Source organism: Streptomyces liangshanensis (genome assembly GCF_011694815.1).
Classification (GTDB): domain Bacteria; phylum Actinomycetota; class Actinomycetes; order Streptomycetales; family Streptomycetaceae; genus Streptomyces; species Streptomyces liangshanensis.
The window spans coordinates 5,597,698-5,609,484 of record NZ_CP050177.1 but is presented as its reverse complement, the minus strand read 5'-3'; the positions used below and the strand labels follow the sequence as shown (position 1 = coordinate 5,609,484).

The following is an 11,787-nucleotide window of genomic DNA, read 5'->3' as shown; positions in this document are numbered from 1 at the left end:
GGTGGAACGAGGACCAATCGGTGGTGCACGAAACGGTGACCGGGCATCCGGTCGGTCTGCGCGCCCGCAAGAAACAGCGCACCCGTGACGCGTTGCTGCGCGTGGGACTGGAACTGTTCACCACACAGGGGTACGAACAGACCACCGTCGACGAGATCACGGACGCCGTCGAGGTCTCCCAGCGCACCTTCTTCCGCTACTTCGCCGGCAAGGAGGAGGTCGTCTTCAGCGTCGTACGGATGGTGGAGGGCCGGTTCGTCGAGGCCCTCCGTGTACGACCCGCCGCCGAGGGCCCGTTCGAGGCGATGCGACGAGCCGTCACCTCGGCCTGGCAGGGCGTCGGCGAGGCGATCGAGGCCGTCGTCCCCGTCGAACTGCACATGCGCACCTACCAGCTGATCGAGTCGACCCCCGCGCTGCTCGCCGCGCACCTGCGGCGCTCCGTCGAGCTGGACGAGGAGATCGCGCGCCTCGTCGCGGACCGCGAGGGGCTCGACGTGGACGCCGATCCCCGGCCGCGGGTGGCCGTCGCCGCGTTCACCGGGGTCATGCGGGTGACCGGCCGGCTGTGGGGCCAGGGCCACGACACGAGCGTGGAGTCACTGGGCGCGCTGTCGGAGACGTACTTGGACCATTTGGGTCCCGCGCTCGCGGAGAACTGGCGGCGGCCGGACGGGGACACTCCCCCGGTCCGTACGGCTCCGCCCGCCCAGGACCCCTTCTCCTAGGGCCGATCCGACCTCACGGGACGTCATGTTCGGTGACATGCACGCGTGTCGCGCGCCGGAGCGTACGCGCCGCGCGTACCCATGGTGACGTTACCGTCGGTTCATTCCTTCGTTGCGCGTGATGTGCCTCACCCTCGCCACGAGGGCACCTACGCGCGTCCTAGGCTGGTAGTTAGTGACTTCCTTCGAAACTGATCCCCCGTTCAGCGCCTGGCGCATGCTTCTCGCGCTCGCCGTTGTCTTCGTCCTCCTGGCCACCACCGGATGGACCGCGGTACGCCATCACCGAGGCCCCAGCGAGCCCATGGAGATCGCCGTCTCCGCGTGGGAGCGGGGCCGTATGGGGACCCGGCACCTCCCCGACGCGGACGCCCCGCCGAAGCGGATCGCCGCGTTCTTCACCTCGCTGACGGCCGCTCAGCAGTCCGGACTGGCCCGCAGGTACCCGCTCGTCGTGGGCAACCTCAACGGTGCTCCCGTGACGCTGCGTTATCTCGCCAACCGGCTGGCGATCCGTCAGGCGCGTGAGGTCGAGCGGCGCCGTACCCACGACGTCCGGTTGTCGCCCGACGGGCGCAGGCAGGCGGGGCGCACGATGAACCGCTACACGTCGATGCTCCGTCAGGACCGGCGGATGCTCTCCTTCGACCCGTCGGGCAAGGGTCGCGCCGCCGAGGTGTTCGGGGACCTGGACCACGCCGACCGCGTCTCGATCGTGGTCCCGGGTGTCGACACGAACGTACTGACCTTCGAGCGGACCGAACGCAAGTACTCGGCGCCGGCCGGGATGGCCGACGCGCTGTACTCGGCGGAGCGGAACGCGGACCCCGCCGCCCGTACCGCGGTCATCGCCTGGGCCGACTACACCGCGCCCGCCGGCCTCGGCATGGACGCGGCCATCGGGAAGCTCGCGGAGGCCGGCGGCGTACGGCTCACCGCGCTCGTCCGGGCACTGCCCGGCCGGTCGGAGGTCTCCCTCTTCTGCCACAGCTACGGCTCCGTCGTGTGCGGGGTCGCCGCCGACGACATGCCGGCGCGGGTCACGGACGTGGCGGTCGCGGGCAGCCCCGGGATGCGGGTCGGCAACGCCGCCCAACTGCACACCACCGCCCGGGTGTGGGCCATGCGGGACCGCGACGACTGGATCCAGGACGTGCCGTACCTGGCCGTCGGCGGGCTCGGGCACGGCGCGGACCCGGTGAGCGGGCACTTCGGCGCGCGGATCCTGTCGGCGGACGGGGCGATCGGGCACAGCGGGTACTTCGTGCCCGGCACGGACAGCCTCGACAACTTCGCCGACATCGGGGTCGGGTCGTACCGCGCGGTGCGGTGCGCCGACGCGGACGCGGACTGCCGGAGCGGCCTCCTCCGGGCGGACGGGATCGGACGCGCGTAGAACTCCCCCGGTTGCGGCAGGCGACGCGGCGGCGCGCGGCGCCTACGATGTGCCACATGGGTGATGTGTTGGGCGGAATTCATGCCACCTGGGAGTTCGAGAGCGATTCCGTGCTCGTCCGCTTCGAACGGGGGATACGCGCGCCGAAGCTCTTCCAGGCCCTCGGTGAACGCCGTGTCCCGCACGCGGCGTTGTCCTCCGTGACCCTCTCCCCCGGCAAGCGCGGGACGGTCGTGCTGCACGCGGTGCCGAGGCCGGGCGCCGATCCGCTGATGGAGGCGGCCGCCGGTCAGCTCAGGGGGAGCAGCGATCCGTACCGGCTGGTGCTGCCGGCCGAGCGGGAGACGCTCGCGGAGTACTACGCCGACGAGCTGCGCGCGGCGCTGGCGGACGGGCCCGGGGCTCGGGAGCGGGCGGAGGCCGCCGAACGGTTCCTGGTGGAGCCCCCGGAACGGCCCAGGACCTTCAAGGCGTTCGACGGCAAGGCCGTCTTCGACGGGGAGCAGGTGTCCTTCCGCTGGTCGTGGACGGGCGCGTCCTCCGCCAAGTGGAAGGCCGGCGACCAGAGTTTCCCGGTCAGGGACCTCCAGGGCGTCGAGTGGCGCTCCCCCGAGGTCTTCGACGGCTACCTGCGGCTGCTGCCGCGCGACGGCCGGGGCGCGGACCTGCCGGGCGCCCCGCGGCCGGCCCAGGCCGACCACGACCCGGCGGCGGTGGTCTTCGGCCTCGGCTACGGCCCGGTGCACGAGTCCCTGCCGTTCGCGGCGGCGGTCCTGCACGCGGTACGGGCCGCCGGGGCGGCCCCCGGCCCGCCGCGGGTACCGGTCCACGCGGTGGCGGCGGCCCGCAGCGACCCGGCGGACGTCGCGGAACGGATCCGCCACCTCGGGGAACTGCACCAGGCGGGCCTGGTGACGGACGACGAGTTCAGCGCGAAGAAGGCGGAGTTGCTGGCGGAGCTGTGAGAGGCCGCCCGGCCGGTGGCCGGGCGGCGCCCTCGGCTACTCGCGGCCCGCCGACACGAACGCCGGGTCCGCCGACCTGCCGCCCGCCACGCGGGCCGCGATCGGCTCCAGGAGGTCCAGTTCGCTGTCCGTCAGGACCAGCCGCGTGGCACCGGTGTTCTCCTCGACCCGGGCGCGGGTGCGCGTCCCCGGTATCGGGACGACGGTCAGGCCGTGGATCGCCGACCGCTGCTGCACCCAGGCCAGCGCGACCTGCCCGAGCGTGGCGTTGCGGCCTTCGGCGATCTTGCGTACGGGCCCCAGCAGCGCTGCGTTCGCGCGGGCGTTCGGCCCGTTGAAGCGCGGCTGCCGGCGCCGGAAGTCGTCCTCGCCCAGTTCCTGCTCGGCGTTGACGAACGAGCCGGCCAGGAAGCCCCGGCCGAGCGGGGAGTACGGCACGAGCGCGACGCCCAGCTCGACGGCGGCCGGCACGATCCGCTCCTCGATGTCGCGGCTGAACAGCGACCACTCCGACTGCACCGCCGCGATCGGGTGCACGGCGTGCGCGGCGCGCAGTTCACCGGCGGTGACCTCGCTCAGCCCGAGGTGCTTGACCTTGCCCTCGGCCACCAGCTCGGCCATGGCCCCGGCGGTCTCCTCGATGGGCACGTCCACGTCCCGGCGGTGCATGTAGTAGAGGTCGATGACGTCGACGCCGAGGCGCGTGAGGCTGCCCTCGACACACGCGCGCAGGTACGCCCGGTCGTTGCGGATCGTCCTGGACCCGTCGGCCGGGGAGACGCCCAGGCCGAACTTGGTCGCCAGCACGATCTCGTCGCGGTGCGCCTGGACGAAGGGGGCGACGAACTCCTCGTTCCCGCCCTGCCCGTAGACGTCCGCGGTGTCGAAGAGCGTGACGCCCAGTTCCAGCGCGCGTTCCAGTGTCGCCCGTGCCTCCACGACGTCCGTGGTGGGCCCGTAGGTCTCGCTCAGGCCCATGCAGCCGAATCCCTGCGCGCCCACGTCGGGGCCCGCGGTGCCGAGTCGTACCTGCGTCAAGGGGGTGGTGACCGTGCTGTCGCTCATGGGTCTTCAGACCCTTTCCGGCGCCCGACGGGCATCCGCGTAGAAGCTGATCTTGTGGTCGAGCACGGCGACGGTGTCCTGGAGTTCGCGGATCCGGTCGATCACGTCGCGCCGGGTCCGCTCCAGCAGTTCCTGCCGCTGTTCGAACGTCTCCTCGCCTACCCGGATCAGCTCGGCGTACCGCACCATGTCCGCGACCGGCATCCCGGTCAGCCGCAGCTTGGTGACGAACTCCAGCCAGTCCAGGTCCTGGTTGGAGAACCGGCGCTGCCCGGTGTTCGACCGGTCGACGTGCGGCATCAGCCCGATCCGCTCGTACCAGCGCAGGGTGTGCGCGGTCAGCCCGGTGAAGGCGGCGACCTGGCTGATCGTGTACCGGTCCCGGCCGTCGGGACACGGGTGGGGGCGCGGCGGCGCGGTGCAGACGTCGACAGGTTGCGTCACGGCGGGGCTGGTCTCCATCAGCGTCATGGCCCACACGCTAGAACCTTCGAGTGCACTCCAAGCAAGGGGATAATGGGACGAGATTCGCGGCGGGCGCGGCTAGCGTTTCCGCATGACCCTCGTACGACCCGCCCCGCCCCTCGCACGACCCGCCACCCCCGCCGACGCCGGGGAACTGGTCCGCCTCCGTACGGTGATGCTCGACTCCCACCTCGGGCCGGTCACGGACCTCAGCTGGCAGCCCGCCGCCGTGGACACGCTCAGGACGAGGCTCGCGGACCCGTCGGGCGACCTGGCCGCGTTTGTCGTGGACCGCCCCGGCACCCCCGGCGCGCTCGCGTCGACGGCCGTCGGCGTGGTCGAGTACCGCCTCGGCAGCCCCGCCAACCCCACCGGCGTCAGCGGTTACGTGTTCAGCGTCGCCACCGACCCGGACCTGCGCCGCCGCGGCTACTCGCGGGCCTGCGTGGAGGCGCTGCTCGACTGGTTCCGTGCCCGCGGGGTCCGGAAGATCGACCTGCGCGCGTCCCGCGACGGCGAACCGCTCTACGCCTCGCTGGGCTTCGTCCGTACCCCCGACCCCGCCATGAGGCTCACGCTGTAGCGCTCTACGCTCGTTCCATGCAGAGTCTGGCGTTGATCGAGAACTGGCCCGTGCCGACCGCGGCCGCCGCCGTCGTGCGGGCGGACGGCACCGTCGTGGGGTCGCACGGTCCCACCTCGCACCGCTTCCCCCTGGCCTCGGTGACCAAGCCGCTGGCCGCGTACGCGGTGCTCGTGGCGTACGAGGAAGGCGCGGTCGAACTCGACGAGCCGGCCGGCCCCGAGGGCTCCACCGTCCGGCACCTGCTCGCGCACTCCAGCGGACTGGCCGCCGACGAGTACCGGGTGACGGCCCCGCCCGGCACCCGCAGGATCTATTCGAACGCGGGCTTCGAGGCGCTGGGCGACCATGTCGCGAAGGCCACCGACATCCCGTTCGGGGAGTACGTGCGCCAGGCGGTCTTCGAACCGCTGGGTATGACGTCCACCACACTGGACGGCTCGCCGGCCAGGGCGGCCGTCTCGACGGTCGACGACCTGGTCCGCTTCGCGGCCGAACTCCAGGCGCCCCGCCTGCTGGACCCGCGCACGGTGCTGGAGGCCATGACGGTCGTCCACCCGGGGCTGGGCGGCATCCTGCCCGGCTACGGGCGGCAGAAGAACAACGACTGGGGCCTCGGCCTGGAAATCCGCGACGGCAAGTCCCCGCACTGGACGGGTGGTTCGTCCTCGCCGCGCACGTTCGGGCACTTCGGCGTGTCCGGTACGTTCCTGTGGGTCGACCCGGACGCGGAAGCCGCCTGTGTCGCCCTGTCCGACCGGGACTTCGGCCCCTGGGCGATCGAGGCGTGGCCGCCGTTCACCGACGCGGTGCTGGCCGAACTGCGGACCGGCTGACGCTCCGTACCGACCGAGGGGCGGGCGCGGCGCGAGGGGGCTCTCAGGACCGGCCCGACAGCTCCCACAGCAGGACCTCCGCCACCGGGCCGCCGGTGGTCTCCGTACCCGCCGCAGCCGCCGCGTCCAGGCCCGTCACGTCCAGGCCCTTCGCGTCCGTGACCCGCGCCGAGTCGCCGGGGCCCAACTCCTCGCCGTCCAGCCGGACCCGGCCGCGGACGACATGGACGTACACGAACGCCGCGTCCGGCACGGCGGCGCGTTCGCCCGCGCGCAGCCGGCGTACGTGCAGCATCGCCCCGGCCTGCGGCAGGGCGTACGGGGTGGAGTCGGCGATGCCGCGCACGATCTCGTACCCGGGCTCCCCGCCCGGCTCCAGCGGCGCGAGCCACATCTGCACGAACACCAGGGGCAGTTCGGCGTCGTTGCGCTCCACGTGCCGTACCCCGGCCGCCGCGCTGAGGCGCTGGACGTCGCCCGCCCCGACCACGGTGGAGTGACCGGCCGAGTCGCGGTGCGTCAGCTCGCCCTCGGCGACCCAGGTGACGATCTCCGTGTGGCTGTGCGGGTGTTCGCCGAAACCGGCGCCGGGCGCGAGCCGTTCCTCGTTGCAGGCGATCACCGCGCCGAAGCGCAGGTTGTCCGGGTCGTAGAACCGTCCGAAGGACAGGGCGTGCCAGGATTCGATACCGGCGGAGGGATCGCCGCCCCGGTAACGCTCCTCTGCGCGCACGACTCGCATCACAGGTCCCACCGTAGGGGATGCCGAGCGCCCCGGCGGCTCGCTCACCCGTACCGATAAGGCAGTCTTGTCCCCGTGCCTGAACCAGCGAACGTAGCCCACTCCCACCCCGCGACACTGCGCCGCCTGGAGCAGTCCGCCGGGCGACTCGCCGCGAACGCCATCGCGCGCATGGACGCGACGCTGCCGTGGTACCGCGCGATGCCGCCGGAGAACCGTTCGTGGATCGGGCTGGTCGCGCAGGCGGGCATCGCCGCCTTCACGGAGTGGTTCCGCCACCCGGAGACCCCGCAGGCCATCTCCACGGACGTCTTCGGCACGGCCCCGCGGGAGCTGACCAGGGCGATCACCCTGCGCCAGACGGTCGAGATGGTACGGACGACCATCGAGGTCATGGAGACGGCGATCGAGGAGGTCGCGGCCCCCGGCGACGAGTCCGTCCTGCGGGAGGCGCTGCTCGTCTACGCGCGGGAGATCGCCTTCGCCACCGCACAGGTGTACGCACAGGCCGCCGAGGCCCGCGGGGCGTGGGACGCCCGGCTCGAATCGCTCGTGGTGAACGCGGTCCTCTCCGGGGAGGCCGACGAGGGCGCGGTCTCCCGGGCCGCGGCGCTCGGCTGGAACGCCCCCGAGCACGTCTGCGTGCTGCTCGGCACGGCCCCCGACGGGGACAGCGAGCTGACCGTCGAGGCGATCCGCCGGGCCGCCCGGCACGCGAAGCTCCAGGTCCTCACCGGGGTGCTCGGCGACCGGCTGGTGGTGATCGCGGGCGGCAGCGACAACCCGCTCCAGGTCGCCAAGGCCCTGATCGGACCGTACGCGGCGGGGCCCGTCGTGGCCGGGCCCGTGGCCCCCGACCTGCTGGCCGCGACGAAGTCCGCGCAGGCCGCAGCGGCCGGCCTGAAGGCGTGTTTCGCCTGGCAGGACGCCCCGCGCCCGGTCCTCGCCGACGATCTGCTGCCGGAGCGCGCGATCGCCTCCGACCCGGCCGCGCGGGACCAGCTGGTGGAGGAGATCTACAGACCGCTGGAGGAGGCCGGCTCGGCGCTCCTGGAGACTCTGAGTGTCTACCTGGAGCAGGCGAGCAGTCTGGAGGGCGCCGCCAGGATGCTCTTCGTCCATCCCAACACCGTGCGCTACCGGCTCCGACGAGTGACTGACGTCACCGGATGGTCGCCTTCCGACGTACGCTCCGCGTTCACGCTCCGGATCGCCCTCATCCTCGGGCGCTTGGCCGAGCGGGAGGCCCAGTCCTAGACTTTTGTCGTACTCCAACAATTCCCCCGACGGTTCTTCGTCCCTGTCGTCACGGGCGGTGAAGGCCATCCACAAGAGAGAGTGTGAGGGTGCTCGTACTCGTCGCTCCCGGCCAAGGCGCTCAGACGCCCGGCTTCCTGTCTCCCTGGCTCGATCTGCCCGGCGCCGAAGACCGGCTGCGGGCCTGGTCGGCCGCCATCGACCTGGACCTCGTCCACTACGGCACGAAGGCCGACGCGGACGAGATCCGCGACACGGCCGTCGCCCAGCCGCTGCTGGTGGCCTCCGCGCTGCTGTCGGCCCGTCAACTCTTCCCGGACACCGGGGACCTGGCGCGTGACGTCGGCGCGGTCGCCGGCCACAGCGTCGGTGAGCTGGCCGCCACCGCCCTCGCGGGTGTCCTCACGGACGAGGCGGCCATCAGGCTCGTGCGCACCCGCGGCCTGGCCATGGCCGACGCCGCCGCCGTCACCGAAACCGGGATGTCCGCGCTGCTCGGGGGCGACCCCGACACCACCGTGGCGCACCTGGAGACGCTCGGGCTGACGCCCGCGAACGTGAACGGGTCCGGCCAGATCGTGGCCGCGGGCACCCTGGAACAGCTCGCGGCGCTGGAGGCGAACCCTCCGGAGGGCGTACGGCGTGTCGTGGCGCTCAAGGTCGCCGGCGCGTTCCACACGCACCACATGGCCCCGGCGTCCTCGGTCCTCGAAGAGGCCGCCCGCGCGCTCGACCCCGCCGACCCGGCCGTACCGTACGTCTCGAACAAGGACGGTCAGGCCGTCGCCACCGGCGCCGACGTGCTGACCCGTCTCATCGGCCAGGTGGCCAGCCCGGTCCGCTGGGACCGGTGCATGGAGACCTTCCAGGAGCGGGGCGTCACCGCGCTGATCGAGCTGTGCCCCGGGGGTACCCTGACCGGCCTCGCCAAGCGCGCCCTGCCCGGCGTGAAGACCTTGGCCCTCAAGACCCCCGACGATCTCGACGCGGCCCGCACCCTGATCGCCGAGCACTCCTCCACGGCTGACTAAAGGAGCCAGAGAGCATGTCGAAGATCAAGCCCAGCAAGGGTGCTCCGTACGCGCGCATCATGGGCGTCGGCGGCTACCGCCCGACCCGGGTCGTGCCCAACGAGGTGATCCTCGAGACGATCGACTCGTCCGACGAGTGGATCCGCTCCCGCTCCGGAATCACGAGCCGCCACTGGGCCTCCCCCGAGGAGACCGTGGCCGCGATGTCCATCGAGGCGTCCGGCAAGGCCATCGCCGACGCCGGGATCACCCCCGAGCAGATCGGCGGGGTGATCGTCGCCACCGTCTCGCACTTCAAGCAGACCCCGGCCATCGCCACGGAGATCGCCGACGCGATCGGCGCGGGGAAGCCCGCCGCCTTCGACATCTCCGCGGGCTGCGCCGGCTTCGGCTACGGGCTGACCCTCGCCAAGGGCATGGTCGTCGAGGGTTCGGCGGAGTACGTCCTCGTCATCGGCGTGGAGCGGCTCTCCGACCTGACCGACCTGGAGGACCGGGCCACGGCCTTCCTGTTCGGCGACGGCGCCGGCGCCGTCGTGGTGGGCCCGGCGAAGGAGCCCATGATCGGTCCCACGATCTGGGGCTCCGAGGGCGACAAGTCCGACACCATCAAGCAGACCGTGTCGTGGGACGCGTACCGCGACGGCACGGTGGAGAAGTTCCCGGCCATCACGCAGGAGGGCCAGGCGGTCTTCCGCTGGGCCGTCTTCGAGATGGCGAAGGTCGCCCAGCAGGCCCTCGACGCGGCGGGCATCACCTCCGCCGAACTCGACGTCTTCATCCCGCACCAGGCGAACATGCGGATCATCGACTCGATGGTGAAGACTCTCAAGCTGCCGGACAGCGTCACGGTCGCCCGTGACGTGGAGACCACCGGCAACACCTCGGCCGCCTCGATCCCGCTCGCGATGGAGCGGCTCCTGGCGACCGGGCAGGCGAAGAGCGGCGACACGGCGCTCGTCATCGGCTTCGGGGCGGGTCTCGTGTACGCCGCGACGGTCGTTACCCTCCCCTAGTCACGCCGGAGCCTCCGGTACGTGTTCCCATATATCCCTCTGCTGAATATCGAAGGAGCGCCCACATGGCCGCCACCCAGGAAGAGATCGTCACCGGTCTCGCCGAGATCGTGAACGAGATCGCCGGTATCCCGGTCGAGGACGTCCAGCTGGACAAGTCCTTCACCGACGACCTGGACGTCGACTCGCTGTCCATGGTCGAGGTCGTCGTCGCCGCCGAAGAGCGCTTCGACGTGAAGATCCCGGACGACGACGTCAAGAACCTCAAGACGGTCGGGGACGCCGCGGACTACATCCTCAAGCACCAGGACTGACCGCACAGCGCGGCTGACGCCACCCGGTGGTGGCGCCGTATAAAATTCAGCACCCTCTACACGTGGAGAAAGAATTCCAGTGAGCTCGACCAATCGCACCGTGGTCGTCACCGGTATCGGCGCAACCACACCGCTGGGTGGCGACAGCGCATCGACCTGGGACGGTCTGCTCGCGGGCCGTTCCGGGGTGAAGCCCCTCGAGGGCGAGCGCTTCGCCGGTCTGCCGGTCCGTATCGCCGCCGTGGCGGCGGTCGACCCGGGCGATGTACTGCCCCGTCCGCTCGCCCGCAAGCTGGACCGCTCGGCGCAGTTCGCGCTGATCGCGGCCCGCGAGGCCTGGGCGGACGCGGGTTTCACCGCCCGCGCCGGTGACGACACCTCCGTCGACCCCGACCGCCTCGGGACCGTCATCGCCTCCGGTATCGGTGGCGTGACGACCCTGCTCGACCAGTACGACGTCCTGTTGGAGAAGGGCGAACGCCGCGTCTCACCGCACACGGTGCCGATGCTGATGCCCAACAGCCCCGCCGCCAACGTCAGCCTGGAGGTGGGCGCCCAGGCGGGCGTGCACACCCCCGTCTCGGCCTGCGCCTCCGGCGCCGAGGCCGTCGGCTACGCGGTGGAGATGATCCGCAGCGGCCGTGCCGACGTCGTGGTCGCCGGTGGTACGGAAGCGGCCATCCACCCGCTGCCCATCGCCGCGTTCACGAACATGATGGCGATGTCGAAGAAGAACGACGACCCGGCCGGCGCCTCCCGCCCGTACGACAAGGCCCGTGACGGCTTCGTCCTCGGTGAGGGCGCGGGCATCGTCGTGCTGGAGTCCGCGGAGCACGCGGCCAAGCGCGGCGCGCGGGTCTACTGCGAACTGCTGGGCCAGGGCATCTCGTCGGACGCGCACCACATCGCGCAGCCCGAGCCGACCGGCCGCGGCATCGCGAAGGCGCTGGAGAACCTGCTGGCGTCCACGGACCTCAAGGCGTCCGAGGTCATGCACCTCAACGCGCACGCCACGTCCACCCCGCAGGGCGACGTCGCCGAGATCAAGGCCCTGCGCCGGGTCCTGGGCGACGACCTCGACCACGTGGCGGTGTCCGCGACGAAGTCGATGACCGGCCACCTGCTGGGCGGCGCGGGCGGCATCGAGACCGTCGCGACCGTGCTGGCGCTGTACCACCGCACGGCCCCGCCGACGATCAACCTGGCCGACCAGGACGAGGAGGTCGACGCGGACATCGTCAACGGCGAGCCCCGCGCGCTCCCGGGCGGCACGATCTCCGCGATCAACAACTCGTTCGGCTTCGGCGGCCACAACGTGGTCCTGGCGCTCCGTACGGTCTGAGTCCGTAGGGATTCGCAAGGGTCCGCAAGGGCCCCCGCGGCCCGGAC

Annotated in this window: 13 protein-coding genes; 10 read left to right on the top strand and 3 right to left on the bottom strand. The window is 71.9% G+C overall.

The genetic code is table 11. The features are described from left to right. Nucleotides 1–20 precede the first annotated feature (20 nt). The 3 genes from HA039_RS24335 to HA039_RS24325 all read left to right on the top strand — a co-directional run bounded on the left by HA039_RS24335 (nt 21) and on the right by HA039_RS24325 (nt 3,089). On the top strand, nt 21–728 hold the full coding sequence (locus HA039_RS24335; RefSeq protein ID WP_243869718.1) for a TetR/AcrR family transcriptional regulator: 708 nt from the start codon (nt 21–23) through the stop codon (nt 726–728). A gap of 175 nt (nt 729–903) precedes the next feature. Continuing rightward, entirely contained in the window at nt 904–2,124 is a 1,221-nt protein-coding gene (locus HA039_RS24330) for an alpha/beta hydrolase (protein ID WP_167033398.1), read from the top strand. A 56-nt stretch (nt 2,125–2,180) separates the two neighbouring features. Beyond that, nucleotides 2,181–3,089: a DUF4429 domain-containing protein gene (locus tag HA039_RS24325; RefSeq protein ID WP_167033396.1), complete on the top strand. Its 909-nt coding sequence runs from the start codon at nt 2,181–2,183 to the stop codon at nt 3,087–3,089. Between the two features lie 36 nt (nt 3,090–3,125). On the opposite strand, the gene HA039_RS24320 is transcribed toward HA039_RS24325, so the two are convergent. Together HA039_RS24320 and HA039_RS24315 are read right to left on the bottom strand one after the other, a co-directional pair. Then, nucleotides 3,126–4,154 carry an aldo/keto reductase gene (locus HA039_RS24320; protein WP_167033393.1) on the bottom strand — a complete coding sequence of 343 codons (1,029 nt, stop codon included), beginning with the start codon at nt 4,152–4,154 and terminating at the stop codon, nt 3,126–3,128. A 6-nt stretch (nt 4,155–4,160) separates the two neighbouring features. Beyond that, the gene (locus tag HA039_RS24315) at nt 4,161–4,625 is read right to left on the bottom strand and encodes a MerR family transcriptional regulator (protein ID WP_167033391.1); all 465 of its coding nucleotides are present in this window, start codon (nt 4,623–4,625) and stop codon (nt 4,161–4,163) included. Nucleotides 4,626–4,710: 85 nt separating this feature from the next. Here HA039_RS24315 and HA039_RS24310 point away from each other — a divergent pair, with 85 nt between their 5' ends. Both HA039_RS24310 and HA039_RS24305 read left to right on the top strand, forming a co-directional pair. Then, nucleotides 4,711–5,202: a GNAT family N-acetyltransferase gene (locus HA039_RS24310; RefSeq protein WP_167033389.1), complete on the top strand. Its 492-nt coding sequence runs from the start codon at nt 4,711–4,713 to the stop codon at nt 5,200–5,202. A gap of 17 nt (nt 5,203–5,219) precedes the next feature. Next, nucleotides 5,220–6,038: a serine hydrolase domain-containing protein gene (locus tag HA039_RS24305; protein WP_167033387.1), complete on the top strand. Its 819-nt coding sequence runs from the start codon at nt 5,220–5,222 to the stop codon at nt 6,036–6,038. 43 nt (nt 6,039–6,081) lie between these two features. Here the strand turns inward: HA039_RS24305 and HA039_RS24300 are convergent, their stop codons facing one another. Then, nucleotides 6,082–6,780, bottom strand: coding sequence for a pirin family protein (locus HA039_RS24300; RefSeq protein WP_167037526.1), 699 nt, complete (start codon nt 6,778–6,780; stop codon nt 6,082–6,084). A gap of 75 nt (nt 6,781–6,855) precedes the next feature. On the opposite strand from HA039_RS24300, the gene HA039_RS24295 reads away from it, so the two are divergent. From HA039_RS24295 to fabF, 5 genes are all read left to right on the top strand, one after another. Further along, nucleotides 6,856–8,037 (top strand): PucR family transcriptional regulator, encoded by a 1,182-nt coding sequence (locus HA039_RS24295; RefSeq protein WP_161311900.1) that lies wholly within the window; start codon nt 6,856–6,858, stop codon nt 8,035–8,037. Between the two features lie 89 nt (nt 8,038–8,126). Then, nucleotides 8,127–9,068 (top strand): ACP S-malonyltransferase, encoded by a 942-nt coding sequence (locus HA039_RS24290; RefSeq protein WP_167033385.1) that lies wholly within the window; start codon nt 8,127–8,129, stop codon nt 9,066–9,068. 14 nt (nt 9,069–9,082) lie between these two features. Further along, nucleotides 9,083–10,084, top strand: a complete 1,002-nt coding sequence (locus tag HA039_RS24285; protein ID WP_167033383.1) for a ketoacyl-ACP synthase III — start codon at nt 9,083–9,085, stop codon at nt 10,082–10,084. A 65-nt stretch (nt 10,085–10,149) separates the two neighbouring features. Beyond that, nucleotides 10,150–10,398 (top strand): acyl carrier protein, encoded by a 249-nt coding sequence (locus tag HA039_RS24280; protein WP_167033381.1) that lies wholly within the window; start codon nt 10,150–10,152, stop codon nt 10,396–10,398. A 79-nt stretch (nt 10,399–10,477) separates the two neighbouring features. Then, nucleotides 10,478–11,740 carry a beta-ketoacyl-ACP synthase II gene (fabF, locus tag HA039_RS24275; RefSeq protein WP_167033379.1) on the top strand — a complete coding sequence of 421 codons (1,263 nt, stop codon included), beginning with the start codon at nt 10,478–10,480 and terminating at the stop codon, nt 11,738–11,740. The last annotated feature ends 47 nt before the right edge of the window (nt 11,741–11,787 follow it).